Origin of the sequence: Sporolactobacillus laevolacticus DSM 442 (assembly GCF_000497245.1) — a bacterium.
GTDB classification, from domain to species: Bacteria; Bacillota; Bacilli; order Bacillales; family Sporolactobacillaceae; genus Sporolactobacillus; species Sporolactobacillus laevolacticus.
In genome coordinates this window covers 47,372-73,508 of record NZ_AWTC01000006.1, presented here as the reverse complement: position 1 = coordinate 73,508, position 26,137 = coordinate 47,372, and the positions used below count along the sequence as shown (strand labels likewise).

Genomic DNA, 26,137 nt, shown 5'->3' with positions numbered 1-26,137 from the left:
TTCGGTGAAAAACAAATGGAGGTGCGCAGATGAAAGACATTAAGCTTGTTGAGCTTGAACTGATTAATTTTAAAGGCATTCGTAATCTATTCATTACTGCAAATGGACAAGACATCGATGCTTTCGGTGAAAATGCCTCTGGTAAAACTACTATTGCAGATGGTTACAACTGGTTGCTATTTGGTAAAGATAGTCGAGATCGAACGGACTTCTCAATCAAAACCTTACTCAAGAGTGGTGAGCCGGTGCACCACAGGGATCATTCAGTTAGTGGTGCATTTACGGTTAATGGTAAACCCTTAGCGCTTAAGCGGGTGTATCACGAGATATGGACCAAGAAGAAAAATTCACCTAAAGAGACCTTCTCCGGGCACGAAACAAAGTATTACATCAATGGTGTTCCAAGCCGGAAACGTGAATATGATCTTCAAGTTATGAGCTTAGTGAATGGTGATGAAAAGCTGTTCAAACTACTTTCTTCTCCAACTTGCTTCAACGAAGTTATGCCATGGAAAGACCGGCGTTCAGTGCTCCTTAATATTTGTGGCGACGTGTCCATTGATACGGTTGTCAAAGCAAATGATGAGCTCAAAGATCTTCCCGACATTATCGGTGATCACAACATCGATGATTTCAAAAAAATCGTGTCCGAACAAAAAAAGGAAATCAATTCAGATCTCAAAGACATCGAACCACGAATCGACGAAAATCAAAACGCCAAACCAAATTTAGATAATTATTCGTCTGAAGAGGATTTGAGAGGATTAGCCAGTGCATTGCAAAAGAAAATCGATGAAATTGATGACCATATTGCTCAAATCCGTTCCGGCGGAGAAGTAACTGAACTAAAAAACGAAATTTTGAAAATCCGTGGCGAACAGCAGGAATTTCGCAATGGTTACCAGTCGGATTTGCATAAGAAGATTGATAGTCTTCGCGTTGATTACTACGATCGTAAAACTGTTATCGACAAACAAAATAGACGGATTCAAGAAATTGACGAAGAAAATTCGAGATCCAAGGCAAAGATTGATCGTCTGAAAGAAAAGGCTGAGGATCTTCGCCATGAATGGGCAGCTGTTAATGCTGAAATATTTACCTTTTCCGGTGAAACGGTTTGCCCAACTTGCAAACAAGACCTACCTGAAAATAAGGTTGAGGAAGCAAGAAAACATGCAGAGCAGCATTTTAACTTAGACAAGGCTCAACGCCTGCAGGGCATTCAGAGCAGTGGTAAAGAAACAATGGCCGAAGTTCAGAGATTCGAAAGTGAAATCAGTGCAAAAAACCTCGAAGTAGAGCAAATAAAGGCTGATTTAGTCAAGAAAACAGCCGTTCTCGAAGCAATGAAAAAAGAGGCTGATGAACTTAATACTGGAACATCTTCGGTTCTTGATGATCCTAAATATCAAGAAATGGAAAGCCGTATCGCTGAAATCAATGCAAAAATAAACGATCTTCGCAATTCAATTGATGATGCGATCATGGCGGAGACCGAAGAAAAAAGCAAACTAAGAAAATCGTTGTTTGATTTTACAGCGGGATTGAAAGACTTCGAACAATCAAGGAAGATCGATAAACGAATCCGTGAACTTGAAATGGAAGAAAGGGACCTTACAGCCAAATTTGAAAGAGCAGAATATATCCTGCACCTGATTAATCTGTTTACTGAAACGAAATCAAGTCTTCTTGAGGAACGGATTAATGAGAAATTCAAATTTGCTCGGTTCAAACTTTTTGATCGCCAAGTCAATGGAGACTTGACAGATGTTTGCGAAATGACATACGACGGCGTGCCGTTCAGCGATCTAAACAACGCCGCACGCATTAATGTCGGTCTTGATGTGATCGACACACTTTCTGAATTCTATGGAATCCACGTACCGATTTTTGTGGACAACCGTGAATCAGTAACAAACCTTGCTGAGACTAACGCACAGGTTATTAGCCTAATTGTATCGGCCAAGGACAAGGAATTGCGAATTGTAAATAAATCCGAGATTGCAGAGGAGGTAATCTAAATGACTTTTTCAACAGCTTTAACCAAGGTCAACGACACATTTGCTCCAATGATTGAGGATCAGTTAACCAATAACGGAATCAAAATGGACACTTACTCAAAACAGTGTGTGCTATCAGCCATTTCGGCAATCAACAATGTCTTGGATGGCAAACTGATCAGTTGGAACGATGAGCAACTGGACAAGAGTAATATTACAGATACGCTTCTCCAAGTGGCTGCTCTTAAATTGAATGCAGCAGCAAGCCCACGTGAAGTCTACTTCCAGCTGAGAAACGTTGCCTTTTCGGCGCAGGGAAGTAAGGAAAAGATCTGGAAAAAACAGATCGAAATGGGAATTGAGGGCGATGGAAATGATTCCATCCTTGCCCGTTTTGGACGTGACGTGAAAGCCGTAAAACAGTTCTGGCTCGTTCGTGAAAATGATAAGTTCGAGTATCCTTCATACAACGGTCTGGAAATGACCTCTCCAAAATGGACGCCATCCGGATCCGGTAAGATTGTCCGAGTAGTTTATCCCATCATAAAGACTGATAACACGGTTGAGTTTTATATCTCCGAGCGCGCTGATGTGGCAAAAAATTTGATCGCGCATATCAGCAATAACCTCATGAATGAAACTTTCGGCATCGCTGAAAGTCGCTTTAAAGCAACCAGTGCACAAAAACAAGAAATCAATAAAAAGAAAAAGGAGATTCTGGTCAAGGCTGCACAGCTCGGCCTTGGTGCTCTGGATGATCCTGATTTAAGTGAATACATCAGTCCAGCTTGGAAAGATCCACAGAGCCGTGAGACGATGATTGTCCGCAAAATGCGGAATAACATCGTTAAGAAGATTCCGAAGGACTTCGGAAATGCGGTAATTCAGATGAGCTACGAGGAATCAACTGACGGTGAAGCATCGCGTGTCCGCAAGGAAATAGCAGAGAACGCCAACCGCGAAACGATTGATGTTGAAGTATCTGAGCCTGAGTATAAAGCAGAGAAAGCACAATCAGAGCATCGTGATAATGTTGAACCGATTCAGAAAAAGGATCCTATCCAGGAGAGAACAAAGGTAGAAAAGCCGATGACCGAAGCGGGAGACGATCCTACAGATGATTTTGAAAAGGCAGAAGCTGCAGGTGGACCTGGATTCTGATGATTGAAATCACGCCGCTTGCATCTGGATCTTCGGGTAACGCCTATAAGGTTACTGATGGCCATACGCTTCTGCTCCTAGAAGCAGGAATTAATTATAAAGACATTCAGGTAGGATTCGATTTTCATATGTCTCAAGTGGTCGGATGCTTGGTTACTCATGAGCATGGCGATCATTCGAAGGCAGTTAAAGACGTTATTAAAAAAGGAGCGATCGATGTTTATGCAAGCAAAGGTACGTTCTCCAAACTCGGCATTTCCGGGCATCGAGTAAAGCCTGTGGAAGTAAAGAAACAGTTTACGCTTGGAACTTGGACGATTATGCCATTTGATGTTCAGCATGATGTGAGCGAGCCATTGGGTTACCTGATGGCCAATCAATCAGGAGAAAAACTACTGTTTGCAACGGATACTTACTATATCAAATATAAGTTTCCAAGATTAACGCACATCATGGTCGAATGCAATTACTCGATCGATATTCTAGACCAAAACATCTTAGACGGACGTGTACCTCAGGTTATGCGTCGGCGATTGCTCAAATCGCACTTTTCATTGGCAAATGTCAAAGAGTTCCTACAAGCAAATGACTTGTCGCAAGTCCAAGAGATTTGGCTGCTCCATCTCTCCAATAATAATTCGGACGCAGCGCGGTTTAAGCGAGAAATTATGGAATTAACCGGCAAGCCGGTCTACATCGCGTAAGGAGGGATTGGATGATCAATCGAGTGGTTTTGATCGGAAGATTGACCAAGGATCCGGAACTAAAATACACGCCTAACGGTGTTGCTGTTACCAGTTTCACTATTGCGGTTAATCGGCCATTTTCGAACCATCAGGGTGAGCGCGAAGCTGATTTTGTACCTGTTGTGATTTGGCGCCGTCAAGCTGAAAATGCAGCAAACTTTCTGCATAAGGGAAGCCTAGCTGGTGTTGAAGGCCGCATTCAGACCCGAAGTTATGAAAACAACGAGGGCAAGCGAGTTTACGTCACGGAAGTGGTTGCCGATAGTGTACAGTTTCTGGAACCTAAGGGGGCTCCTAGTGACGGACAATTAGCAAGTCGAGACAATTACAGCAGCGGCAGTCAAAGCGCCAGCAGGAGCCAATCTAAGAGTACTCAACCAAGCTTTGAAGATCCTTTTGCCGGCGACAGCAAGCCTATTGATATTGCAGAGGATGATCTGCCGTTCTAATGCAAGTGTTAAGTGAGGAGGTGAGGCCTTGAACTACATTCGGTTAATTAATGCATTCTATGATCGGCTCGAAACAAGTCAGCTTAGCACATCAGCAATTGCTTTATGGCACGCATTGGCGAACGTAAACAATAAGGCTGGATGGCTTAGAGAATTTGCGGTAGCTGTATCGGTGCTATGTATTAAGACAGGCCTTTCCGAAAGAACGATAACAAACGCGCGAAATGATTTAAAAATGAAAGGGTTCATCGACTTTAGGTCAAGGAAGGGAAGTAAGTCAGCAGTCTATCAATTATATGATTTGTCGGCAATGATTACCTACAAAGTTTCCGAGAAATCATTGCTGTCGGCAACAGATGCCGACAATCTTTCCGGCTATGCTTCCGACAACCTTTCCGACAAACCTTCCGACAATGCTTCCGCATTAGTTGTTAGTGAAACTAAACAAAACGAAACGAAACAAACAACTGCAGTTAGTCGTCAGCACTGGTTCGATGAATATTATCAATGCTTTGGGAAACAACCCAATGCTCTACAATGCCAGAACATCACCGTTTATCTAGAGCAAGATGGTTTAGAAGATGCCGTGATCTGCAAAGCGTTCCGTATGTCGGCAGAGCTTGGCAAGCCCTATGGGTACTCTGTAGGGATCTTAAACAATTGGGCCGCTAAAGGCATAAAGACCTTGGCTGATGTTGAGCAAGAGCAAAAGCATTTTCAAGCACGACGACAGCAAGGTCAGCGAGCGTCTAACCCACAGCGTCGTGAAGTTGAACCTGAGTGGATGAAAAAGCAGGAACAAGACAAACCACCGGAAGATCCGGAAGAGGTCAAGCGGCGTGCCAAAGAGATTGAGGAGTATTTAAACAGCATTTAGGAGTTAGGAGGGATAGCTGTGTTAGCAATACGCATTTTATTAATCATCCTTGCCGGCATCGGAGTTTTAGGAAGTCAACGCAAGCGAGATAGCCTAGCTTTTCCGGCGCTTACATTCACTGCGATTTTTGTTCTTGCATTGACGTTAGTTGGACCGGGTGAGGTATCGTGATCGCAGCTATGGCAACTTCCGTGATTCTGTTACCCTTCGGAATAGCTGCAATCATATGCGCGCTTGTCGGTGGACAAGTAGATCGGAAAAAGGAGGCGTGGCGCGATGAACAATCTTGAGATCGATCGCAAGTTAGCTGAGAAGTTAGGTTACACGGATATTGAAGTAATGTATGATAATTCGCCATATCCCATAATTGGAGCTTGTTCACCTAAAGATGGATACTGGACTGAATGGAACCCAACTGGAAATATGAAAGACGCTTGGGAAGTATTTAATTTTTTTAAACTGGATGAACTTTATCGATCGCTAAATATATGGGTCGCAATGAGATATGAGAACGATGCTCATCCGATAGTTAATGCTCAAAGCGATGAATCAGCTGAAAAAGCTATTTGTTTGGCAGCATTAAAAGTGATTGAGAATCAGGAAGGGAGCAAGAGCGATGAGTGAACCACTCAAAAAAGGTGACAAAGTCGTGATGCATACGTGCCGAGAGGCTGAAAAGTATAGGGACAAAGTTTGGACGGTCAGAACGGATGAAAGCGAAATGTGCGGTTCAAAAGTCGTGTGGCTTGAAGGATTTAGGGGATGCTTTGCAACAGAGTTTTTAAGGAAAGTATGCCACGTATGCGAAAACGAGGAACTCAAACATGATCAACAATATTGTCAGATATGTGGGCACAAACTGGAGGCGAATTAATTGGCTATGGATCTCACTGAAACAATGACCTCAGGAGAGTATCAGGAGATGCTGAAAAAGCGAGAAAAGAAACAGAAGTTCAATGCCAAAAAGACGACTGTTGACGGAATCCAGTTTGATTCAGAGATTGAAGCTCGTTACTACGTGCAGCTGAAATGGTTGAAGAAGGCGGGTGAGATTAAGCGATTTGAGCGACAGCCAAGATTCATGCTCCAGGAAGCTGGGATCACGCCTTATGGCGAAAAATATAGCCGCATTGAATACGTTGCGGACTTCAAGGTATACCGAAATGATGGATCAATCGAAATAATCGACGTGAAAGGTCTCGAAACGGCGGTATTCCGGATGAAGAAAAAACTGTTTATGAACCGCTATCCTTGGCCATTAAGCCTAGTAACCTATGACAAAGATCTCGGGTGGACAACATTGGACAAGCTCAAGAAACGCAAAAGGAAGTGACGCCTGATGAAGCGGCGAGTGACCATACACAGGCGGATAGATTCTGAACGCAAAATGTACCCTGTGATCACAATCTTTGAGCCTGGATTGAATGACGAACAGGTCAAAGAATGCTTGCCATATACGCATCAGACACTCTTGATTGCAAAGAAAAAAGGCGAATGGAAATGGAGGGATTGACCATGCCATCAAAATATCATAAGCAGCTGGTGCAGATCGGCAAGTTGCTCGATGAAAGTGCAGTAATTAGATCGAAAGACCGAATGGGGAAAGAAGATTTTGAACAATTAAAGTTGATCGATCTGCAACTTCGGGAATTAGGCAAGTCGATTGATTCGACAATGGGTGAAACTAAGGAAACTGAGAAAATAAAACAACTTGAAGAATGGTTGAATTATCTCAAAAGGCAGTTTAATAGTGAGCGCGTGGCTTCTAATGGGAGAAAATCTAAAGCAAGCGATGTGGAGATTGCCATGGCACTCGACCGGGGCAAGGGCATTAATTACATCAAGAACCATCTGTTCGTCGGCGCGAAACGAATCAAGGAAGTAAAAGAAAAATTAAAAAAGATAAAGGCGACGAGATATGCCATTTACAAAGGCGACAGGCTGATTTGTACAGGAACAGCAGTTGAATGTGCAGATAAGTTGAATTGCCGACCAGACTACATTTCATGGCTGACAACGCCGACAGCTAAGAAACGGTTGGCCAATCGAAAACATCCGGAACGTGCAATCGTTGGATTCAGAATTGAAGGAGGATTGGAAAATGCCGAATAAAGCGATCGACAAGATTAAGAAGGAAATGGAGAAGGAGAAAAATCCATATGTGCAAGTGATCGGACAATTTTTATTGCATCATCTGGAAAGCAACCCAGACACTGCAGATAGAGTGGCAGACAAAGATAAGACGATCATGGGAAGTCTCAAAGCAATGCAGCATGAAGCGTCGCTGAAGAAAGTCGGGAGCATAGCGGTTCTTACGGACGATGAAGGTTTCGCTATCGTGTTGAAATACTTCGGAATAGAAGGAAAGCCGGCTGTGCAAGAGCCGGCAGTCCAAGAACCAATCAAAAAAGAGCAGAAACACCAAGCGGATCCATTCGACGTGAAGCTTGAGGACTTCATGTGAGAGGAGCTGCTGACATTGGGTGAATTTGAAAAGGTTCGAAAACATTTTAACACAAAGATTACTCCGGAAATGGAAAAATTCGTTGATGATGTCGTGTTCCTGAGCAGCAGATATATTTTCACATATCGTCGTGGACATTTTCAATATGGATATTGCACGCATTGCAAACAGGATTTCCGAAATGAAGAGATATTGCGTCACGGATCATTTGTCGAGTGCCCACAATGCGGATCACATTGCCAAGTGAAAGCCAGCGGACGAGGGTACAAATATCTTCAAGACAGAGGCTATTTTGTCTTTTACGAAAAATCACTAGTCAGTCCTAACGCAATGGTGGCTAGAGGCTATTTTGTCTACCGAGATTATTCCAGAGACTATCGGAGCGTTGAAACAAAATTTTATCCGAGATCCCTTTACTTGTTTGATCCAGGCAATAAAGGAGAGATGTATGAGTACGCAGACTATCATCAGGAATGGATTAAAAATAGATCTGTTTATTCACTGGAAAGCACGGCAATGAGCCATATTAGATGCTATCGGTCTCTTGAAAGTATTCAAAACGCGGTTAAGGATACACCTTTTCAATATAGCACATGGGGAAATTACTATGACAATGATCATGTTAAATTCTTCTCCCTAGCTTCTGCGTATCCATCAGTTGAGTATCTGACTAAGCTTGGATTTAGTGAAGCTGTAGAGGCAAAGCTATATGGAAATAGCACATATTCGGCGATTAACTGGCGGGGAAAGAGCATTGATAAGGTACTAAAACTGCCAAAACAGATGGTAAAGATGGTCTGTAAACAAAAAGAAAAAGTGGATCTATTGGCTTTGAAATACCTTCAAATGGGTATCAAAGATGGATCGAAGTTCAGCATTAACGAGGCCATAGAAATTTCCAACAGATATATAGATCCACGCGATCTGGGAAAGGTTTCTCGACCGTTCACACTCCGGAAGACATTGAACTACATCAAGAAGCAATTGGATAAGGACAAGCAGTTCCGTTCTGAAAGAGATGTAATTCAAACATTAGATGACTATTACAGATTTTGCAGAGAGCTCGGGATGGACTTAAATGACGAATATATTCATTTTCCACCGCATCTGCGCCGGCAACATGACAATCTTATGAAACAAGTAAAACTAAAGAAAGATGCACTGATTGAACAAAAGATTCATAAGCGAGTTCGCTTGCTTAAAAAAAAGTACATTTTTGAATCAGGTAAATGGTTGATCCGTCCGGCTGTAAGCGCAAAGGAACTAATTGCCGAAGGCGAGAAGCTGCATCACTGCGTAGGAACATACACGGAAAGGTACGCGAACGGTACGACAAACATTTTATTTGTCAGAAAAAAATCGGCGCCAAATGTTCCGTATGTAACGGTTGAAGTCAGAGACAATCAGATTCGTCAAGCATATGCGCATAACGACACGCAACCGTCTAAGGAAGTTGAGAAGTTCCTGGAACGGTTTACGCAAGCAAAACTCAAGAAAAAAGTGGGTAGAAAGGTGATGGCGGTATGAGCATGAATGAAGTAGCGACAAGAACACCAGTCATGATTGCGGCGGAAATAAACAGTATCAAGGAGCAGACGCGAAAGCTGCTGATCGTAAACAGCATTGAGATCGGACGACGCCTGTCGGAAGCAAAGTCATTGCTTCCACATGGCGAGTGGGGCAAGTGGTTAGAAGAGAGTGTCGATTATTCACAGCGCACAGCTAACAATCTGATAAAGGTATTCCAGCAATACGGAGATGATCAACTGGCTCTTTTTGGGACAAGCTTAAAATCGCAATCGCTTGCGAATTTGAGCTATACCCAAGCCGTTGCATTGCTAAGTGTTCCAGAGGATGAACGAGAAACGTTCGTCCAGGAGCACAATGTTGAGGAAATGTCCACGCGGGAACTGAAGAAAGCAATCAAAGAAAAGGAGGAACTGCAGGCACGGCTTGATAATATTTCGGCAAAAGCAGAACTTGATCAGAAAGAACTGAAGACAACAAGTGGTTTACTCAGCAAGCAGCTGGAGATTTCCTACAAGTTAAAAGAACAGCTCAAAACAGTGCAGGCAACTGGTGATGATGAAGCAATCAAGCGTCTTCAGGATAAACTGGATGCTAGCGAACAACGTCAAAAAGAACTTGATGAACAGAACAAAAACCTGCAGAAGCAGCTGAAAGAGAAACCGATCGACGTGCCGGTAACAAAGGTCGTTGAGAAAATTCCAGATGAGATTGTTGCAGAAATAGCAGAGCTTCGAAAGGCATCTGTTCCTGGTGGGAAAGAGGCTATGAAGTTCCAAGTATGCTTTGATCATCTGGTTTCTGGATTCAGAGATCTGCTGCTCTCCTTAGCTGATATTCCGGATCCAGAAACGATGCAAAAATACAAAGGCGCAGTACACGGCCTGATCATGAAAATGGATGAGAAGGTAAACAATTAATGCCCTATGTAGGTGGTAAAGCGTTTAACATTCACTATTCAGTGCATGAGTAAATCATGGAGGTTATAAAAAATGAAATTTAAGTTAAAAGTTTATCGGGCAATACTTCATACCACTGGTAAAACATCGAAACAGATCTTGAAAGACTTTGATGGGCCAAAGCCTAGTAATGAAGTAGTACAGAACATAATAAAGGCTTATGACATCATTGATGGACTAGAAGTTGCTGTTACAGATACCTTTGTCGATAATGGCTACTCACTTGTCGAGTACTACAAGAAGGATAACGAGAAATTTAAAGAATTTATTTATCTTCTTGAACAGGATCCGTTTGTGGGAACGTATGTCGATGACCGCGAACAATTCGATAAAGACTGGAATTCAGGAGAGTATGAACCTCCTGCAGCGCTCCATTTTGATAATGACGATGTAGAAATTATCGAAGAGCTAAATTTTACTCATAGTTGCCACCATGGTTAATAAACAGACCAAGAATGCAACAAAAAAATCGGGATCCCTCCCGATCATCCGATACCTCATTTTACCATATCAGGAGGGATTACCGTGAGATTAAAAGAAATGAAGATAGATCCGGCCACAATGCAGCTGAATGTTGATATAATGGGAATAAATAACAAAGTGATTGTGATTGGGAACGGAAAAGTTAAATTCACAGATTTACCTGAGCACGGAGAGACAACGATCGTAACGCACCAGGGAAAGGTGAAACGTGTGAAGTGGGACGAGGGGGAGGAATTTTGAATCTTTTTGATCACTACTTATTTAAAGATTCAGGAATAACTTTATTTGATACTTTGCTGGTAAGCATTTTATCAGCTGTTATCGGGGTCTTTTTGACAAGTATGTTGAAAGCAGTAATTCTATTTTTATTGAGCACAATAAAGGCATTATGGAAATTTATTAAAAGGTGTTTTAAGATCTATATTCCCCACGCTGTAATTCGATTCGTTGAATGGCGACGATACAGACAAAATTTGCGGGATGTGAATATAAATGAGTCTCTCTATATACACATCAGGGGAAAACAAGATAAAGGAACAATATCTAGGTTAGAGAAAAAAGCACTTGATGCAGTGCCTGAAGAAAAAAAGAAAACATATGAACAACTTTATTTAGGAATTAAAAATTTTAGACTAGAGGATTTGCCAAGACCGACAATTGGGATAGGTATTCAAGATATATTTGATCCAACAAAGTATTTTAAAAGATAATTAAGTTCTACCAGTCAGCTGGAGGACGTTGAAATGACGGTTAAACGCCGTTGTTTCTGCGTCCTCTTTTTTTATGCCAAAGGAGGCGTACCATGAACGAGAAAAAGAAACAACCAAGTAAAAGAGTAAAACGGAAACCAGATCTATCAAAGCATGAGCTGCGCAAAATGATGGGTGAGTTCGATCAAGTACTCGAGCGTCGTCATGGTGCGCTGCGTAGGAAGGGGCGGTAAGATGAGTAAAGCAACGGAGCTGCTTCCACTCAAAATGTATCACGACCTATGTGGCGAGATCGACTGTCTTTATCTGCGGATCCACCAGCTGGAAATAGAGCGAAAGTATTACTGGAAAATGGGTGTACGCGCAATAATGAAGTTTGATCGTGCGCTTGAGGAAATCTATAAGATTGATGATGTGCTGCGCCCGCTATTTAATGTTCTGGACGATAAGGAATATTGTAAGAAACGGCTTGAGACGAAAATCAGCGAACTTGATGGTGTGGATTACAAGGTGGCTGTTTTGCAGATGCAAGGTAAATCGTTACTTGAAATATCACATGAGCTCGGGTACAGCTATGATTGGATCAAGCGGATTAGTGCAAGGTTCAGCAATCGGCTATACAAAAGAGCGTCGCGGGCTGGTCGGTAATTGTACACCAAGAGTTATCCTTATATCGTAAATAAGTGCATAGCAGGCGTACCTTCGGTATAACTTAATAAAAGATAAAACCCCCTGAATTGGATTCTGATCGTCTAACTACAGGGGGGCAGTTCATAGGGTGCGTTTTTGTTTTTAATTATTCTTGATTATTTTTCCTTCTATCCGATAATTGGATAAAAGGGGGAATAAAGAATGAAAGATAAAGATCACAAATATGTTCAAGCGAAAGATCTGATCTACATATCCATAATTTTTAGTGTTGTCATCATTTGTATTTTATCAATTGTTGCATGGAGTAATAAGTTTGCTAGCGATGGTTTAAATAATGCAGCTACCGCAGTATCTATAGTTCTTGCGGTGGTTGCAATTGTTATTACTTTGGATGATGTGGCTGGTCAGAAAAATACAGTGAGTGACCTTAAAGAAGCAGCAAAAGAACTAAAAGAAAATCTTCAAGATGTAAGAAGCAGTATTGATGAAGTCAATCAATTAAGAGATTCCCTAATCAGTATTATGAATGGGATACAAAAAAACAGTGTATCAATCGAAACAAAAGTAAATGAACTGGAGCATAAGTATTCTGATAACGAAACATTTAACAAAGATCTGAACAATCTTAAAAAAGTAGTAATTGAGAGTAGATATATCAAACATAAACCTAGTGATCATAGTGATTATATTATTACAAAGCGTTTAGTAAATAGTTTGAGTAAGGATAAGTTATACGAATTTAAAGAATTATGGTCAAGAGTTTTGGTAATAGGTTATCAAATATCAAGAGCAGGGTTGAAAAATGAACTAAATAAACTAATTAATGAAGGACAGCTTGAATTTATTAATGGACGATTTTATAAATTGGCTAATAATAATCATTGAATTTCAGCTCTCATTGTAGTTATTTTTTATTTTGCGCAATTGGGCAGATGGGATGTAACGATGGTAAATTTATCTGAAAAGCAGCAGCGATTTGTATATGAATACAAGTGGTAGCTGAAAGATGCCTCATGATCTATTAGGTGTGTATTAAGAGTACACCAAGAGTACACTTTCGAATTGATTTTTTGTGATATGCTGTTACCATGGAAGGCAGGTCGGAGAGTTGAGAACAGCACTTCGATTGAAGCACAACATATGACGCACCTTGCGGTGCTGAATTGAATAAGAGCAAAGAGCATCCGAGAGGGTGCTATTTATTTTCAAATTTTGCAGGAAAATGTCTCCATAGCGCGAATTTTATTTGATAAAAGCGTGTTAGCATTTTGGAGGTGTTAGAATGTTTGATTTGGGTAAAGCGTTAAAAATGGGCTCTGCCGTTTTCTTGTTTTGTTTCGGAGGGTTCTATATAATGCTCAGGTTAGTAGAACATAATAGATACTATATTTATGGACAGTGGCTCAGCCATGCCTCAAATGCACAAATAGACAAAGTACTAGCTGCGAATGGTTTCTATGAAATGATTTTCAAATGTTCAATAATAATGGCTGTTGTGGGTATGGTTGGAACGCTATCAAGCCTTATGCCAGCAAACAGGCAGTAAATCGAAATATATTAAAAATATTTAAGAGTCCTTTAGGCTCTTTTTCTTTTGCAGAGATGCAGGAACATTGTCCTATTTTGTGGAATGCTAAGGTATTCTGAAAATGGAGATGGGAAAGATGGCTGAGGAAGAAGAAAAAACATATTTTGAAGCGCAGGAAATTATTAATCTGGTTAGAAAATTATACAGCCAGTTGGATTCAAAACTGGAAATATCAAGTTGGAGCAGTTCAGGAAGCAATCCCCCTTATGCTGACGATATTGTGTTTTATTTCAGGGAAAAGAAGCCAATCCATGCGGCATTCAAAGATCCGGACACTGGTTCTGGAGGAAGAGTAGATCAACCAATTAAGCCTAAGGTCATTACAACCCGTGACGGAGTTACTGAAAGCTATGTTAAAGAAGAATTAATTGAATATGTGAAGATATATGGATAAAGAATATTATCAGCACTCCTTCGGGGTGCTTTTATTTTGCACAAAGGAGGGCGCGATATAAGTGATTAAAGATCCAGATGGAGGCTGTAAGGCAATATGTGGCTTGATTGGGAAGGGCTGTGCCCGTTCCTGAATTGTGTGAAAAATAATGGACAGAAAGTCGGTCGTAAAGGCGACTTAGGCAGTTCTACCAAATTGTATGAGCATGAATGTTAAATATTAATACATCTTTGTAATTTAAAATATTTAATTATTTTATTTCTTAATACATTTGCTTTAACATCAATGTATTTTTGATACTCAAAAAGAATTTGTCGTTAAAATAAAATATTTAATTTAATTATTTAAACCCCGAAGAGGAAATCCTCTCCGGGGCGTGAGCACTCATATTTTAATTGTAATCACCGACAGTAAACCGTTTTTAATGAAAACTTAAACTTCACAAAAATCAGATTAACGGCAAATTCATATTGAATAATTTGTTTCATACTAAACTCCTCGCTGCCACGCTCCGGTGATTCGAGGACTTTCTCAGTGCGATTATATGTATGAGTTGATGAAATAGAACCGAAAAATAATAAAAACAAAAGCAGACAAACTACAACCAGGATGTGTCGTGAGCGGATGATAAAAAGGACATGATTAGTCGTGATTATTAGAATGATATGATTTGATGTTTGGAGTTCCACGTGAGAGGTGATTTAATGATTATTAAGAAAATCTTAGTTTCAAAAATAAATCCAGCTCCTTATAATCCGCGAGTTGATCTCCAGCCGAGCAATCCGGAATATCAGAAACTGGAACGATCAATCAAAGAATTCGGATATGTAGATCCATTAATCTGGAACGAGAGAACAGGGAATCTAGTTGGTGGTCATCAACGATTTAAAATTCTTAAGGAAAGTGGCCAAATGGAAATTGAGGTCTCTGTCGTTAATCTTGATTTGGATAAAGAGAAGGCACTTAATTTAGCACTGAATAAAATTAGTGGTGACTGGGATAATTCAAAGCTTTCCGCAGTGCTTCAGGACCTTACTGAAACTGACATAGGGATCGACTTGACTGGATTCGATAAGGAAGAGCTAGATGAGTTAATCGAACAGCTAGAAAATCAGATGTCTGTTAAGATTGAAGACGATGAATTCTATGTGGAAGAAGAAATTGCTGCCATCGAAGAACCTGAAACGAAACCAGGAGATATTTGGAAACTTGGTCCGCATCGATTAATTTGTGGTGACAGTACCGATCAAGAAACGATCGATCGATTAATGGATGGGCAACTTGCCGCGATGGCATTTACTGACCCACCTTATAATGTGGACTATGAAGGCAAGACCGCTGATTCGTTAAAAATCATGAACGATAAGATGGATAACGAAGCCTTTTATCAATTTTTATTCGACCTATATACTACGCTGTTATGCGCAACCCGGAGGGGTGGCGCTATTTATGTCTGCCACGCAGATTCTGAAGGATACAACTTCAGGAAAGCAATGTTTGATGCAGGTTGGTTAATGAAGCAATGTATCGTATGGGTTAAAAATGGATTTGTGGTGGGTCGGCAGGATTATCAATGGCAGCATGAGCCGATTCTTTACGGATGGAAGCCAGGCGCTCCGCATCAATGGTGTGGTGATCGTAAACAGTCAACGGTTTGGAACTTTGATAAACCATTAAGGAACGGTGAGCATCCGACGATGAAGCCGGTTCCGCTCGTTGCAAAAGCCATTCAGAATTCATCACGAAAACATGATATTGTTCTAGATGGTTGTGGAGGAAGCGGCACAACATTAATCGCTGCAGAGCAAACGGAACGCATTTGTTATATGAGTGAACTGGATCCCAAATACTGCGACGTCATCAAGAAACGATATGAGCAATTAACGGGAAACAAACCTAAGCTGCTTTTGAAAGCATAAAAATAAAAAGAAGAGGATGCGCGAACATCCCCTTCTCTCACAAGCTGGTCACCCCAGCGGAGATAGTGGAAGGCCGTGGCCACGGTTGAACAAGACCACTATCTCTTTTCCTATTTTAGTTAAGGAATGGGGTGCTGGCAATAGAAAATGAAAACAAACGTTCGCAAAAAGATTTACTTCAACATGAGATTGAAGTTCTTGCAGGTATAGCAACCTCAAAAGATAAGTATAGAAAAATTGTCCAAGCTGGGATCGCTCGATGGGTTAAAGACTTCCAAAAAGGGCAAATAAAAATAGATACAGTGGACGATCTGAAAAAACTAATCGAGATCGATCTGCAGCTCCAGAAAGATGAATTATGAAATCAAACTTAATTGTGGAGGTGGCGGTGATGTAAAGTGGCGAGACCGAGAGATCCGAGACGCGACGAGGCAAAAGACATATGGTTAAAAAGTGGGGGCAAAGTTAAGCTGGTCGACCTCGCAAAGCAAATGAATGTCTCGTCGAGCACCGTCAGAAAGTGGAAAGCTACAGACAAATGGGATAACGAATTGAAAGGGAGCGCTCCTAAATCCAAAAGGAGCGCTCCTAAACGTTCAAATGGTATGCGTGGTGCTCCGATCGGCAACAAAAATGCAAAAGGTAACTCCGGTGGCCACGCACCAAAGGGGAACAAGAATGCCGTAAGGACTGGCGAGTTTGAAACGCTGATGTGGGACTTTCTCGATGATGATGAGAAAGTTCTTATAGCAGAAATTCCAACGGACCCACTGATTCAAATTGACATGACCATTCGTGAGCTTAAAATTCGGCAGAGACGCATGATGAAACGAATCAAGGGAATCGAAGAAGGGATGACTGAGAAACAGCGTCGCGTTCTCCAAGAATTACGTAAGGTCAAAGATGTTCATACGGTTGATCAAGATGGTGTGGAAGTTAAGGTACCGGTTCAAACGCATAAGCTTGTTGTGACTCAGGTAGAGGAAACAGAGCTTAAGAAGATCGATGATATCCTAAACCTCGAAGAAGCATTAACTCGAGTGACCGATAAGCTCATCAAAGCGATAAAGCAAAAACAAGAAATTATAAAAGCAAAAGGTGAAGAAAGGCTGAAGTTTGATCTCATGCAGGCTCGTATTGACCAAATACGGGCATCTACAGACACTGGGGCAAATACAGAGGACAAAGTTGGCAATCTCCTAGACAAGCTGGAGGAGGCGTTCAGAGATGACTCTGAGTGAACTCTATACGCCGAAGCAGCAGGAAGTTCTCAGATACGCTTTCAACCATGATTATTTTATGCTCATCAATCATGGAGCGAAACGTACCGGAAAGACGGTCATTGACAATGACTTGTTCCTGTATGAGCTGAAACGTGTCAAACGGATTGCAACAAATGAAGGCGTGGAGAATCCGCAGTACATTCTTGCTGGCGCGAACCTGGGAAACCTGGCAAAAAACGTCTTAATTGAGTTGACCAACAAATACGGCATTAACTTTCACATGGATAAATACAACCGATTCAAACTGTTTGGCGTTCTTGTTGTTTGTACAGGTCACAGCAAGATCAACGATTTGAGCAGAATTCGAGGCATGACTGCTTACGGCGCGTACATCAATGAAGGTTCGCTTGCCAATGAGGAAGTCTTTAACGAAATCAAATCCCGTTGCTCGGCCAACGGAGCACGAATCCTGATCGATACGAACCCGGATCAACCGGAGCATTGGTTGAAGCGAGATTACATCGACAATCCGGATAAAAGTATTGTGGACTTTCACTTTGTTCTGGATGATAACACATTTCTAAATAAACGGTACCGGGAGAATATCAAAGTGACAACACCAAGTGGCATGTTCTATGACAGAGACATTAATGGTCTGTGGTGCGCTGCTGAAGGCGTTGTATACAAGGATTTCAACAAGGATATTCACTACATCAGCGAATCCAAACTAAGCGAAATTAACTTTGTGAAGTACTTTGCCGGTGTCGATTTTGGTTATGATCACCACGGAGTTATGGTTGTCATTGGCGAGGATGATCAAGGGAGTTTTTACTTAATTGAGGAACACGCGAAACAATTTGAAGAGATCGATTACTGGGTGGATGTTGCCAGCGGAATAAAGAACCGCTATGGTGACATCCGTTTTTATTGTGATACAGCACGACCTGAACATATTAAGCGTTTAAGACGAGAGCATTTCCATGCGATCAATGCAGACAAAGCGGTCATTTCAGGAATTGAAGAAGTTGCGCGGCTGTTTAAACGAAAGAAGTTGCTTATCGTGAAAGAGCGTGTCCAGCGATTTAAAAAAGAGATTTACATGTACGTCTGGAACGAGACGACGGGCGAACCGGTAAAGCTTTGGGACGATGTTCTTGACGCTTTGAGATACGCCATTTATACGCAACTAAAACCATTCAGACGACGGACAGGAAAGAAGGTGAGTACATGAACGAATATATTCCTCTGATTGAACAGGACGGCATTACAAGTGAGATCATACGAGTGATGATTAATGATCACAAACCTGATCATGATCGCATGGTCAACTTCTACGAGCGTTACAAGGCTTCTGCATCTGGGGTGCCAATACTGACCCGTAAGCCGATCAAGTACGATGAGGTCAAAGGGCAAGAAGTGATCCGTATTGATGACAAAGTGAATAACAAGATCAACAATGCGTATGACGCGGAAATCACAGATACAAAGGTCGGCTATTTATTCGGTAGTCCGATTACGTACAATGCGGATGAACAGACGGGAATACAAGAGACTCTGTCTGATTTTAATAAGCGGAACAATATTGAAGATGCTGATTCTGAGCTGGGAAAAAAGGCAACCATCTGCGGTTACGGCGCCAGGTTGCTCTATATTGATCCTGACGGCAATGAAGCAGCAATGACCGTTAATCCGTGGGAAGCTATTATCCTATCGGAAACGGATGACATTACAAATCCGAAGTATGCGCTACGTTACTATAAAACGTTTACCTGGGGTGCTAATGGGAAGAACCCGGATGAAAAGGTGGATGTGTTTAACGCTGATTTTTATGATGTGGCCACAATCTTTCATTTCGAATCAACAGACGGCGAAGATTACTTGCTGAAAGAATCTAAACCACATATGTTCGACTATTGTCCGCTGTTCGGTGTACCAAACAACCAGGAGATGAAAGGCGACGCTGAAAAGGTACTGCCGCTGATTGATGCTTATGACCGCACGCTGAGCGATGTGAGCAACGAAATTGAGCAGTACCGGCTTGCATATCTGGTGGCAAAAGGTGCGTTCCTGGATGAAACAGATCAGGAGAATATGAAGCGTACAGGTGTTATCAATCTGGACGATGAAACGCAGGACGTGAAGTATCTGACCAAGGAACTGAATGACAGCATTATTGAACATCATCTGGACCGACTAGAAGAGAACATCATGCGTTTTTCTAAGTCCGTGAACTTCTCAGATGAATCATTTGGGACGACGGTCACTGGTGTGGCCATGCGCTACAAGCTGATGGCACTTGAGCATAAGGCAATCACCATGGAACGGAAGATGACGGCGGGTTTGCGGTATCAGTTCAAAGTTTTGTGTTCGGCGTGGTCAAAAAAACGCCTTGCAAATCCGGATGATTATTTGCAAATTGACTTCCAATTCAAACGGAACCTTCCGGATGATATTCTTTCAGATGCTCAGGCATCGGTTGCACTTAAAGGTGTGGTTAGCGAGCAAACAAGATTAAGTCTGCTTCCGTTTGTTACAAATGTTAAGGATGAAATGGACCGTATGCATGAAGATGCAGCGATTGCCGCCGAGAGTGTCTACGGTCCTGAAACACTGCCAAACAATCAAAACACAGGAGATGGCGCAGATGAAAGCACACGAACAGCTGCAGCAGGAAATGCAAGTTGATGAAGTCAAAGAGAATTTTTATCTGATCGCTCAGATGGTAAAGAAATACTACGATGAGCTGATCAAACAAGGATTTGAACCGAATCAAGCGTTGTATATTGCCGGCGAATTTTCCAACAAAATGCATGGGTTTAAGTGAGCATCTCTCCGGGGGTGCTTTTTTCATGTCCAAGATTGCTGATGACGTTAAAAGCTGCATAAATCATTGAACTCATCAGGGCTTCGGAACTGATTGAGGACAAGGAGGAACAATCATGAATACAACGCTACTCAGATACCCACTGAGCTTGCAATATTTTGCAGAAGGGAACGGTGATCCAACACCGCCGGGGCCAACTCCCCTGGCAGCAGGCGATCCACCTGCAGATCCACCAGCACCACCGGCAGGAGCAGGTAACGGCCAAGGGTCTCAACTGACACTTGAATCGGTGCAGAAGTTCCTAAACGAAGACGATGGTGGTAAGAAGTGGTTGAATTCATTCGCTGACAGCCGGGTAACGCAGGGAATTAATACCTTTAAAGAGAAATCCCTGCCGGAGATTCTTGAAAAGGAGATTGCCAAGCGGTATCCGGCGGAGACTCCGGAACAAAAAGCACTCCGCGAACTCAAGCAGAAGTTTGAGGATTCAGAGAAGCAACGAGATCGGGAAACACTCAAGAGCAAGGCTCTGACTGCGGCGAGTGCAAAGGGTTTACCGACTGACCTTGTTGACTTCTTTATCGGGAACGATGAAGAGACGACCACGGGTAACCTCGGAAAACTGGAAGCGGCGTTTAAAGCGTATGAGCAAAAGATCGTGAATGAGAAATTCAAGCAAAACGGTGGAACTCCGCCGGCAAGTGGTGGAATTGGAACGCCACTGACATTAGAAGATGTGAAGAAAATGTCCCCTACCGAAATCAATAAGCGGTGGGAAGAAGTTGAGAAATTACTAAAACAATAACAGGAGCGTGATTTGATTGACTCTTAACAATTTTATTCCGACTATTTGGAGCGCACGGCTGTTGCAGGCGCTTCAAACATCTCTCGTTTACGGACAACCAAATATTATTAACCGAGATTATGAAGGCGAGATTCAAGCTGCAGGTGATACTGTTAAAATCAATTCGGTCGGTGATGTGACAATTGGTGATTATACCAAAAACACGAATATTGGTGATCCTGAAACACTGGATGATGACACTCGTTCGCTGACTATCACGGAGTCGAAGTATTTTAACTTTCAGGTTGATGACATTGACAAAGCACAGCAGAATCCAAAGGTCATGAATCAAGCAATGCAAAATTCAGGTTATGGTCTAAGAAACGTCGCTGACAAATTTATCGCCAGTCATTACGTTGACGCAGCAAGCACAATCGGTTCTGATGCCACGCCTGAAACGCCAACCATTCAGGGAGCTTATGAACTTCTTGTGGACTTGTCAACAAAGCTTGATGAAAAGGATGTCCCAGAGCAGGGACGATTTGTTGTTATTCCGCCTTGGTATGAAGGACTCCTGCTTAAAGATGATAGATTCGTAAAATCAGGAGATATGAACTCTGCTATCCGACTGTTGAATGGTCAGATCGGTCAGGCTGCCGGGTTTAATGTGCTGAAATCGAACAATGCACCACATGTGCCGACTGGTTCTGGAGTGGTCGATAACTACAAAATTATCGCTGGTCATAACATCGCATGGTCTTATGCAGAACAGATTGCGAGCGTCGAACCTTATCGCCCCGAGAAACGATTTGCTGATGCGGTTAAAGGTTTACATCTCTATGGTGCCAAGACGGTTCGTCCTGAAGCACTTGCTGTCCTGAGCGCAGCTCGTCCAGCATCTTAATTTAAATAATCGAAAGGTGGTTTTCCTATGTGGGTGAAAAATAAACGGACCGGTAAGAAATGGTTCGTTACAGATGAACACGGTAAGAAGCTCTTGAAAGATGATGACTATGAAACTCTTGATTCATCTAGCAATGCGGAAGTAGATCTAAATGATCTGACTGTGGCAGGGCTTAAAAAGAGGGCAGCTGATAAGGAAATTGAAAACTATCAGTCTATGGACAAAGAAGCGCTGATTAAGGCACTCAGTGGTGAACAAGTGCTGGAAGTACCACAGGGCAAACAGCAACCGACTTCAGAGACGCCGGCAAAATGATTGGAGTGGTGATCGATGACGGATGATGAAATTAAAAAGCTTGTCGATTACCTGAACAGGAATGAAAACCGGATCATTAAAGACATTGGCAGGCAGTACAAGAAGTCACTGGATGCGCTCATATCTCGTTTGTCGCAAATCTATGTCAAAGGTGGCAAAGATCAGCTGAACTTTTCTGATGTCGCTCGGACCAATGACATTGCAAAGCTTGAAAACTTTGTTTTACAACAAGCGGACAAGCTGCAGACGGAAAATAGACGGTCAATCCTTGGATTGCTCGTTTCAATTTATATCTATTCCTTTGACACTCAGAAAAGTGCGATTGAAACCGAGGTTAAGAAAGCGCTTGGCTTTGATTTTTGGCTGAAAAATAGCCATGATGCGGAGATTATCCATATCATGCAGGGTAAGTCAGATAAACAGATTAAAAGGCTTCTCATGGCCCTGGAAAAGAACGATATCGAAGGACTGAAGTTGACGCCTGCGCTTGAAAGAAACAGGCGCATGATCATCCAGGATATAAAACAAGCCATAGAACGCGGGTTTATCGAGAAAAAGGGTTACACGTCGATGGCTAAGGGCATTCAGGGAGCGTTTGATATGGGTCTGAACCGTGCGACGGCGATCGCGCGGACCGAAGGACACCGTGTACGGGAAACAGCATCCTACGACAGTGCCATGAATGCTGATTTTCAAGGGATTAAGATGCAAAAATTTTGGATGAACATGGGTGATGAGCGAGTGCGGCACCGACCGGGGGCTAACCATGTGAGTATGGAAGGACAAACACGTGATGTAAATGAGCCATTTGATCTCGGTTGGGGTATTCAAGCACAGTATCCGGGAATGTCCGGAGACGCGGCAAATGATATCCGCTGCCGTTGCATTGCTCGTTATAAAATCGTCGGCATTGATCCGTCGCTGAAACAGGGTAAAAGAGGGGGGATAACCGTTGAGTGAGCCGAATGAATTGATGACATTGGATGAGTTAAAAACTCGTTTAGGAATTACAGATGATAGCCAAAATGATAAACTCCAAATCGATCTAGACGATGCAGTAGCGGAAGCTTGCGACTGGTGTCACCGAGATTTTTATGATTCTGACGGCAATCCTGCAATGCCGGAACCGATCAAAAAGGGTATCACCCTCTTGATTAAAATTGATCAGTCAGCAGATCCTGCGGATGCAGCGGTTATCTCCGAATCGATCGGGGGCATGAGCCAAACCTTTTCAGCGGATCCTACTGCACGGTATGGGCGTGTTCACGCACTGTGGAAGCCTTATCGGAAAGTGAGGTTTGTCTGATGGGTGTGAAAATCAAAGACCAAGGGAAAATAAAGGACTTGATCAGGGCATTCGATAAGGATCATAAGATTAAAGTCGGATATGTTGGTTCTAAATCAGATCAGACGCACAGTGGAACAGATATTTCTATTGCGGACCTTGCAGAAATTCATGAATTTGGTTGCAAAATACCTGTTTCTGACAAGATGAGAAAATATCTTGCATCACAGGGACTTTACTTGAAGGCAAGCACACAATACATCAATATTCCTGAACGCTCGTTCATCCGCTCGGGTTGGGATAATTCCGAAGATGAAGTGATGGATAAATTGGAGGAGTTGATTGGTGAACTTGTGCAGAAAAGAATACCAATTAATATCCTTCTCGACATGATCGGTTTGGAAGCAAAAGGTAAGCTTCAGCAATATGCTCGTGATGTTGGTAATCCACCAAACCATCCGTTTACCGTAGATCAAAAAGGATCAAGCAATCCTTTGGTAGACACGGGCGAAATGATTGGTGCTATGGATTACGAGGTGGATTGATATGGTTCTCTATAAGTTTAAAAGGCTCATGGATAAGTACAATGTCAATTTCAATCTCATAGTCGATGATCCGAAAGCTGGTCATTGGGAAGCAGGTGAGTGGGTACCTGGTAGCCCTGAACCCATTCCAGGGCATGGTTCGATAGTTCCTATGCCTCAGTCACTGATTTATCAAAGCGGCGGAACCTTGACGGCATTTGATCGAATTATTTACACCGATATGGTCATTCCCTTGCAGAGCCATCTTGATTATAACGGGGCACATTACACAGTCACGTCGAAGATTCCATATAGCGAATATGCTGACTTTGATCGGTACATTCTCAAATCAGATGATACGCAGACAGGCGGTGGATCAGCATGATTGACTACACGATGATTAACAGCACATTGATTAGTGTCATTCAATCGAGAATTGGACATCCAGTAATTGTCGCGAATGGAACGGGACCACAGCCAGACTATCCATTCTGCACATTTTCTGTAATTACTCCATATTTGCCGATCGGGCGTGGTGAACAGGATCCGGATCAATTAACAGAACACGTGGAAGCTGTCATTTCATTTACCTGGCACGCCAAACGGCATAATGAAGTCCTTAATCTATCCATTCAGACAGCTTCACTGCTTAAGCTGGTTTCGTCAAGGCAAATACTCAGTGATCAAGGAATTGTAATTGTGTCGATAAGTAACGCAACAGTACGAGATACTTTTCTCACGGTTGATACGGAACGCTCAGCAGGATTTGATCTCCGAATTCGAGTTGCCAATGTTTATGAAGATTCAGGTACTGAAATTATTGAGCGAGTTTCGACACCAACAAATACAAATCAATAAGGAGGCTATAACATGCCACTTCAAGATGTTACAGTAAACATCAATCTTGTGAAACCGGCTGCCCTGATCGGATTGGGGCGGCCGTTAATTTTGGCTGATAAAGCGGGTCAACCATCATTTAAAGCCTATGCAGATCTGGACAGTGTCAAAGCTGATTATCCGGATACGACCAATGCTTACAAAAAGGCAGCAGCGATTTTTGCACAGGGAAGCAATCGTCCAGATCTGATTTATATTGCAAATTATGACCCTGCAGCTGATGGTGGGACGACACCGGGATTAACATTGACACAGGCAGTTTCTACTTATGCGGAAAAAGACTGGGAGTTCTTACTGTTAGCGGATGCGCTACAGGCTGACAAAGTTGCTGTTGCGCCATTGGTTGAAGCGCTTGGGATTAAGTTCTTGGTCATCAAAATTGATGATGAGGCAAACCGCGCTGCATTTAAGACTTATGATCGGACGATCGTATTTTTCCACCCTGTTACCGCTGAGGAGCCCGATGCTGCATTGGTCGGTGCTTGTGGTTCTCAAACGGTTGGTAGCATCACATGGAAGTTTAAAAAATTAGTGGGAATTACTGCACAGAACTTCTCAGCGACCGATGTAACGGCTATCCACACGGATGGAGCCATTTGTTATGTAACAAAGGCGGGAATTGACCAGACAAGTGAAGGCATTACCGGATCCGGAGAATACATTGACGTCATTCACGGAAAAGACTGGATCAAGGTTAACATGGAGAATAGCATTCAACTGGCGCTGTCCAACGCGAAGAAAATTTCATTTGACAACACAGGTATCGGGGTACTTGAAGGCCAGGTAACCAATACATTGCAGCAAGCTTTTGCAAATGGAATAATTGCAGCCGATAAAGATGGTCAACCAATTTATACGATCAAAGCAAAGACACGTGACGAAGTCTCTGATTCTGATCGAGCGAATCGCACATATAATGGGCTTTCATTCAGCTTTGAACTTGCTGGTGCCATTCATACGGCAACTATTACCGGCGAAATTGCCGCATAAGGGAGGATGAACATAAATGAGCAATGAAGTGCATGAATACGATGCCATGAATGTCACCACAACTGTTGGTGGCATTGTTATTACCGGCTATTCAGACGGATCATTGGTTGAATGCTCTCAGGACAACGATAACTTTACAACAAAGGTATCTGCGCAGGGGGATGTTGGTGTAGCAAACAGTAACAACCCACTTGGAACGATTAAAATCATGCTGACACAAACCTCACCTTCTCTTTCATACCTGAATCAGTTGGCGAATTCAAAAGCCACAGTACCGATTTGGGTCACTTCAAATAATGAAATGAAAGAAAAAATCGGCGGAACAAAAGCAAAGGTAACAAAACCAGCAGATGCCAAGTTTTCCAACAATATTGAGGACCGTGAATTTGATCTGAAAGTTTTTGACTACACGGTTGTACCTGGCTAATGTCACGAAGGAGAAAGAAGAGGAGGCGGCCAGAAA

Annotated in this window: 37 protein-coding genes; all 37 read left to right on the top strand. The window is 42.4% G+C overall.

Translation table 11 applies throughout. The annotated features are described in order from the left end of the window. Positions 1 to 29 precede the first annotated feature (29 nt). The 37 genes from P343_RS0118755 to P343_RS26690 all read left to right on the top strand — a co-directional run bounded on the left by P343_RS0118755 (position 30) and on the right by P343_RS26690 (position 26,101). The gene (locus P343_RS0118755) at positions 30 to 2,021 is read left to right on the top strand and encodes a hypothetical protein (protein WP_051384737.1); all 1,992 of its coding nucleotides are present in this window, start codon (positions 30 to 32) and stop codon (positions 2,019 to 2,021) included. Continuing rightward, a complete protein-coding gene (locus P343_RS0118750) occupies positions 2,022 to 3,161 on the top strand; it encodes a hypothetical protein (RefSeq protein WP_051384736.1) in 1,140 nt (379 codons plus the stop codon). It begins immediately after the preceding gene. Then, positions 3,161 to 3,865 carry an MBL fold metallo-hydrolase gene (locus P343_RS26835; RefSeq protein ID WP_023509893.1) on the top strand — a complete coding sequence of 235 codons (705 nt, stop codon included), beginning with the start codon at positions 3,161 to 3,163 and terminating at the stop codon, positions 3,863 to 3,865. The genes P343_RS0118750 and P343_RS26835 overlap by 1 nt, the downstream gene beginning before the upstream one ends. Before the next feature lie 11 nt (positions 3,866 to 3,876). Then, positions 3,877 to 4,356, top strand: coding sequence for a single-stranded DNA-binding protein (ssb, locus tag P343_RS26830; RefSeq protein ID WP_023509892.1), 480 nt, complete (start codon positions 3,877 to 3,879; stop codon positions 4,354 to 4,356). 28 nt (positions 4,357 to 4,384) lie between these two features. Continuing rightward, positions 4,385 to 5,233, top strand: coding sequence for a DnaD domain protein (locus P343_RS36375; protein WP_023509891.1), 849 nt, complete (start codon positions 4,385 to 4,387; stop codon positions 5,231 to 5,233). 18 nt (positions 5,234 to 5,251) lie between these two features. Continuing rightward, complete coding sequence (locus P343_RS37140; RefSeq protein WP_023509890.1) at positions 5,252 to 5,404, top strand: hypothetical protein; 153 nt, start codon at positions 5,252 to 5,254, stop codon at positions 5,402 to 5,404. A gap of 105 nt (positions 5,405 to 5,509) precedes the next feature. Beyond that, the gene (locus P343_RS26820) at positions 5,510 to 5,857 is read left to right on the top strand and encodes a BC1872 family protein (protein WP_023509888.1); all 348 of its coding nucleotides are present in this window, start codon (positions 5,510 to 5,512) and stop codon (positions 5,855 to 5,857) included. A gap of 256 nt (positions 5,858 to 6,113) precedes the next feature. Further along, on the top strand, positions 6,114 to 6,566 hold the full coding sequence (locus P343_RS26810) for a DUF1064 domain-containing protein (protein WP_236620344.1): 453 nt from the start codon (positions 6,114 to 6,116) through the stop codon (positions 6,564 to 6,566). 6 nt (positions 6,567 to 6,572) lie between these two features. After that, the gene (locus P343_RS37135; RefSeq protein ID WP_023509885.1) at positions 6,573 to 6,746 is read left to right on the top strand and encodes a hypothetical protein; all 174 of its coding nucleotides are present in this window, start codon (positions 6,573 to 6,575) and stop codon (positions 6,744 to 6,746) included. 2 nt (positions 6,747 to 6,748) lie between these two features. Further along, positions 6,749 to 7,345, top strand: a complete 597-nt coding sequence (locus P343_RS37465) for a hypothetical protein (RefSeq protein WP_023509884.1) — start codon at positions 6,749 to 6,751, stop codon at positions 7,343 to 7,345. Next, positions 7,335 to 7,697 (top strand): hypothetical protein, encoded by a 363-nt coding sequence (locus P343_RS0118735; protein WP_023509883.1) that lies wholly within the window; start codon positions 7,335 to 7,337, stop codon positions 7,695 to 7,697. Before P343_RS37465 ends, P343_RS0118735 begins: the two co-directional genes overlap by 11 nt. A 15-nt stretch (positions 7,698 to 7,712) precedes the next feature. Then, positions 7,713 to 9,224, top strand: coding sequence for a PcfJ domain-containing protein (locus P343_RS26805; protein WP_023509882.1), 1,512 nt, complete (start codon positions 7,713 to 7,715; stop codon positions 9,222 to 9,224). Further along, complete coding sequence (locus tag P343_RS26800; protein WP_023509881.1) at positions 9,221 to 10,144, top strand: DUF3102 domain-containing protein; 924 nt, start codon at positions 9,221 to 9,223, stop codon at positions 10,142 to 10,144. The genes P343_RS26805 and P343_RS26800 overlap by 4 nt, the downstream gene beginning before the upstream one ends. Positions 10,145 to 10,216: 72 nt before the next feature. After that, positions 10,217 to 10,624, top strand: coding sequence for a hypothetical protein (locus tag P343_RS26795; protein WP_023509880.1), 408 nt, complete (start codon positions 10,217 to 10,219; stop codon positions 10,622 to 10,624). 84 nt (positions 10,625 to 10,708) lie between these two features. Then, the gene (locus tag P343_RS26790) at positions 10,709 to 10,906 is read left to right on the top strand and encodes an XtrA/YqaO family protein (RefSeq protein ID WP_023509879.1); all 198 of its coding nucleotides are present in this window, start codon (positions 10,709 to 10,711) and stop codon (positions 10,904 to 10,906) included. Next, positions 10,903 to 11,376, top strand: a complete 474-nt coding sequence (locus P343_RS26785; RefSeq protein WP_023509878.1) for a hypothetical protein — start codon at positions 10,903 to 10,905, stop codon at positions 11,374 to 11,376. The genes P343_RS26790 and P343_RS26785 overlap by 4 nt, the downstream gene beginning before the upstream one ends. A 92-nt stretch (positions 11,377 to 11,468) precedes the next feature. Beyond that, entirely contained in the window at positions 11,469 to 11,609 is a 141-nt protein-coding gene (locus P343_RS37130) for a hypothetical protein (protein ID WP_023509877.1), read from the top strand. 1 nt (position 11,610) lies between these two features. After that, positions 11,611 to 12,024, top strand: coding sequence for a hypothetical protein (locus P343_RS26780; protein ID WP_023509876.1), 414 nt, complete (start codon positions 11,611 to 11,613; stop codon positions 12,022 to 12,024). 204 nt (positions 12,025 to 12,228) lie between these two features. Then, the gene (locus tag P343_RS26775; protein WP_023509875.1) at positions 12,229 to 12,912 is read left to right on the top strand and encodes a hypothetical protein; all 684 of its coding nucleotides are present in this window, start codon (positions 12,229 to 12,231) and stop codon (positions 12,910 to 12,912) included. 397 nt (positions 12,913 to 13,309) lie between these two features. Then, on the top strand, positions 13,310 to 13,573 hold the full coding sequence (locus tag P343_RS26770; protein ID WP_023509874.1) for a hypothetical protein: 264 nt from the start codon (positions 13,310 to 13,312) through the stop codon (positions 13,571 to 13,573). A 118-nt stretch (positions 13,574 to 13,691) separates the two neighbouring features. Then, positions 13,692 to 14,009, top strand: coding sequence for a hypothetical protein (locus tag P343_RS26765; protein ID WP_023509873.1), 318 nt, complete (start codon positions 13,692 to 13,694; stop codon positions 14,007 to 14,009). A gap of 704 nt (positions 14,010 to 14,713) precedes the next feature. Further along, entirely contained in the window at positions 14,714 to 15,928 is a 1,215-nt protein-coding gene (locus P343_RS26760) for a site-specific DNA-methyltransferase (protein ID WP_031263841.1), read from the top strand. 134 nt (positions 15,929 to 16,062) lie between these two features. Beyond that, positions 16,063 to 16,290: a hypothetical protein gene (locus P343_RS26755; RefSeq protein ID WP_031263838.1), complete on the top strand. Its 228-nt coding sequence runs from the start codon at positions 16,063 to 16,065 to the stop codon at positions 16,288 to 16,290. Between the two features lie 36 nt (positions 16,291 to 16,326). Beyond that, entirely contained in the window at positions 16,327 to 17,169 is an 843-nt protein-coding gene (terS, locus tag P343_RS26750; RefSeq protein WP_023509869.1) for a phage terminase small subunit, read from the top strand. Next, complete coding sequence (locus P343_RS26745) at positions 17,156 to 18,382, top strand: PBSX family phage terminase large subunit (RefSeq protein ID WP_023509868.1); 1,227 nt, start codon at positions 17,156 to 17,158, stop codon at positions 18,380 to 18,382. Before terS ends, P343_RS26745 begins: the two co-directional genes overlap by 14 nt. Next, complete coding sequence (locus P343_RS26740; protein WP_023509867.1) at positions 18,379 to 19,836, top strand: phage portal protein; 1,458 nt, start codon at positions 18,379 to 18,381, stop codon at positions 19,834 to 19,836. The genes P343_RS26745 and P343_RS26740 overlap by 4 nt, the downstream gene beginning before the upstream one ends. Next, on the top strand, positions 19,796 to 19,975 hold the full coding sequence (locus P343_RS26735; protein ID WP_023509866.1) for a hypothetical protein: 180 nt from the start codon (positions 19,796 to 19,798) through the stop codon (positions 19,973 to 19,975). Before P343_RS26740 ends, P343_RS26735 begins: the two co-directional genes overlap by 41 nt. 115 nt (positions 19,976 to 20,090) lie before the next feature. Continuing rightward, a complete protein-coding gene (locus tag P343_RS36370) occupies positions 20,091 to 20,780 on the top strand; it encodes a DUF4355 domain-containing protein (RefSeq protein WP_023509865.1) in 690 nt (229 codons plus the stop codon). 16 nt (positions 20,781 to 20,796) lie between these two features. Beyond that, positions 20,797 to 21,663 carry a phage major capsid protein gene (locus P343_RS26725; RefSeq protein ID WP_023509864.1) on the top strand — a complete coding sequence of 289 codons (867 nt, stop codon included), beginning with the start codon at positions 20,797 to 20,799 and terminating at the stop codon, positions 21,661 to 21,663. 27 nt (positions 21,664 to 21,690) lie between these two features. Further along, positions 21,691 to 21,978, top strand: a complete 288-nt coding sequence (locus tag P343_RS26720; protein ID WP_023509863.1) for a hypothetical protein — start codon at positions 21,691 to 21,693, stop codon at positions 21,976 to 21,978. 15 nt (positions 21,979 to 21,993) lie between these two features. Next, positions 21,994 to 22,938, top strand: a complete 945-nt coding sequence (locus P343_RS36365; RefSeq protein ID WP_023509862.1) for a minor head structural component GP7 — start codon at positions 21,994 to 21,996, stop codon at positions 22,936 to 22,938. Continuing rightward, entirely contained in the window at positions 22,931 to 23,284 is a 354-nt protein-coding gene (locus P343_RS26715) for a phage head-tail connector protein (RefSeq protein ID WP_023509861.1), read from the top strand. The genes P343_RS36365 and P343_RS26715 overlap by 8 nt, the downstream gene beginning before the upstream one ends. Beyond that, positions 23,284 to 23,808: a hypothetical protein gene (locus P343_RS26710; RefSeq protein WP_023509860.1), complete on the top strand. Its 525-nt coding sequence runs from the start codon at positions 23,284 to 23,286 to the stop codon at positions 23,806 to 23,808. The genes P343_RS26715 and P343_RS26710 overlap by 1 nt, the downstream gene beginning before the upstream one ends. A 1-nt stretch (position 23,809) precedes the next feature. Continuing rightward, positions 23,810 to 24,172, top strand: coding sequence for a hypothetical protein (locus P343_RS26705; RefSeq protein WP_023509859.1), 363 nt, complete (start codon positions 23,810 to 23,812; stop codon positions 24,170 to 24,172). Further along, entirely contained in the window at positions 24,169 to 24,645 is a 477-nt protein-coding gene (locus P343_RS26700) for a phage neck terminator protein (protein ID WP_023509858.1), read from the top strand. Before P343_RS26705 ends, P343_RS26700 begins: the two co-directional genes overlap by 4 nt. Before the next feature lie 12 nt (positions 24,646 to 24,657). After that, on the top strand, positions 24,658 to 25,674 hold the full coding sequence (locus tag P343_RS26695; protein WP_023509857.1) for a DUF3383 family protein: 1,017 nt from the start codon (positions 24,658 to 24,660) through the stop codon (positions 25,672 to 25,674). A gap of 16 nt (positions 25,675 to 25,690) precedes the next feature. Then, a complete protein-coding gene (locus P343_RS26690) occupies positions 25,691 to 26,101 on the top strand; it encodes a phage structural protein (RefSeq protein ID WP_023509856.1) in 411 nt (136 codons plus the stop codon). Positions 26,102 to 26,137 lie beyond the last annotated feature (36 nt).

Excerpts from the sequence above, each read along its gene's own strand:
- P343_RS0118755 (WP_051384737.1), top strand. The coding sequence starts at position 30 with ATGAAAGACATTAAGCTTGTTGAGCTTGAACTGATTAATTTTAAAGGC.
- P343_RS0118750 (WP_051384736.1), top strand. The coding sequence starts at position 2,022 with ATGACTTTTTCAACAGCTTTAACCAAGGTCAACGACACATTTGCTCCA.
- P343_RS26835 (WP_023509893.1), top strand. The coding sequence starts at position 3,161 with ATGATTGAAATCACGCCGCTTGCATCTGGATCTTCGGGTAACGCCTAT.
- ssb (WP_023509892.1), top strand. The coding sequence starts at position 3,877 with ATGATCAATCGAGTGGTTTTGATCGGAAGATTGACCAAGGATCCGGAA.
- P343_RS26820 (WP_023509888.1), top strand. The coding sequence starts at position 5,510 with ATGAACAATCTTGAGATCGATCGCAAGTTAGCTGAGAAGTTAGGTTAC.
- P343_RS26810 (WP_236620344.1), top strand. The coding sequence starts at position 6,114 with ATGGATCTCACTGAAACAATGACCTCAGGAGAGTATCAGGAGATGCTG.
- P343_RS37135 (WP_023509885.1), top strand. The coding sequence starts at position 6,573 with ATGAAGCGGCGAGTGACCATACACAGGCGGATAGATTCTGAACGCAAA.
- P343_RS37465 (WP_023509884.1), top strand. The coding sequence starts at position 6,749 with ATGCCATCAAAATATCATAAGCAGCTGGTGCAGATCGGCAAGTTGCTC.
- P343_RS0118735 (WP_023509883.1), top strand. The coding sequence starts at position 7,335 with ATGCCGAATAAAGCGATCGACAAGATTAAGAAGGAAATGGAGAAGGAG.
- P343_RS26800 (WP_023509881.1), top strand. The coding sequence starts at position 9,221 with ATGAGCATGAATGAAGTAGCGACAAGAACACCAGTCATGATTGCGGCG.
- P343_RS26795 (WP_023509880.1), top strand. The coding sequence starts at position 10,217 with ATGAAATTTAAGTTAAAAGTTTATCGGGCAATACTTCATACCACTGGT.
- P343_RS37130 (WP_023509877.1), top strand. The coding sequence starts at position 11,469 with ATGAACGAGAAAAAGAAACAACCAAGTAAAAGAGTAAAACGGAAACCA.
- P343_RS26780 (WP_023509876.1), top strand. The coding sequence starts at position 11,611 with ATGAGTAAAGCAACGGAGCTGCTTCCACTCAAAATGTATCACGACCTA.
- P343_RS26775 (WP_023509875.1), top strand. The coding sequence starts at position 12,229 with ATGAAAGATAAAGATCACAAATATGTTCAAGCGAAAGATCTGATCTAC.
- P343_RS26770 (WP_023509874.1), top strand. The coding sequence starts at position 13,310 with ATGTTTGATTTGGGTAAAGCGTTAAAAATGGGCTCTGCCGTTTTCTTG.
- P343_RS26765 (WP_023509873.1), top strand. The coding sequence starts at position 13,692 with ATGGCTGAGGAAGAAGAAAAAACATATTTTGAAGCGCAGGAAATTATT.
- P343_RS26760 (WP_031263841.1), top strand. The coding sequence starts at position 14,714 with ATGATTATTAAGAAAATCTTAGTTTCAAAAATAAATCCAGCTCCTTAT.
- P343_RS26745 (WP_023509868.1), top strand. The coding sequence starts at position 17,156 with ATGACTCTGAGTGAACTCTATACGCCGAAGCAGCAGGAAGTTCTCAGA.
- P343_RS26740 (WP_023509867.1), top strand. The coding sequence starts at position 18,379 with ATGAACGAATATATTCCTCTGATTGAACAGGACGGCATTACAAGTGAG.
- P343_RS26735 (WP_023509866.1), top strand. The coding sequence starts at position 19,796 with ATGAAAGCACACGAACAGCTGCAGCAGGAAATGCAAGTTGATGAAGTC.
- P343_RS36370 (WP_023509865.1), top strand. The coding sequence starts at position 20,091 with ATGAATACAACGCTACTCAGATACCCACTGAGCTTGCAATATTTTGCA.
- P343_RS26720 (WP_023509863.1), top strand. The coding sequence starts at position 21,691 with ATGTGGGTGAAAAATAAACGGACCGGTAAGAAATGGTTCGTTACAGAT.
- P343_RS36365 (WP_023509862.1), top strand. The coding sequence starts at position 21,994 with ATGACGGATGATGAAATTAAAAAGCTTGTCGATTACCTGAACAGGAAT.
- P343_RS26710 (WP_023509860.1), top strand. The coding sequence starts at position 23,284 with ATGGGTGTGAAAATCAAAGACCAAGGGAAAATAAAGGACTTGATCAGG.
- P343_RS26705 (WP_023509859.1), top strand. The coding sequence starts at position 23,810 with ATGGTTCTCTATAAGTTTAAAAGGCTCATGGATAAGTACAATGTCAAT.
- P343_RS26700 (WP_023509858.1), top strand. The coding sequence starts at position 24,169 with ATGATTGACTACACGATGATTAACAGCACATTGATTAGTGTCATTCAA.
- P343_RS26695 (WP_023509857.1), top strand. The coding sequence starts at position 24,658 with ATGCCACTTCAAGATGTTACAGTAAACATCAATCTTGTGAAACCGGCT.
- P343_RS26690 (WP_023509856.1), top strand. The coding sequence starts at position 25,691 with ATGAGCAATGAAGTGCATGAATACGATGCCATGAATGTCACCACAACT.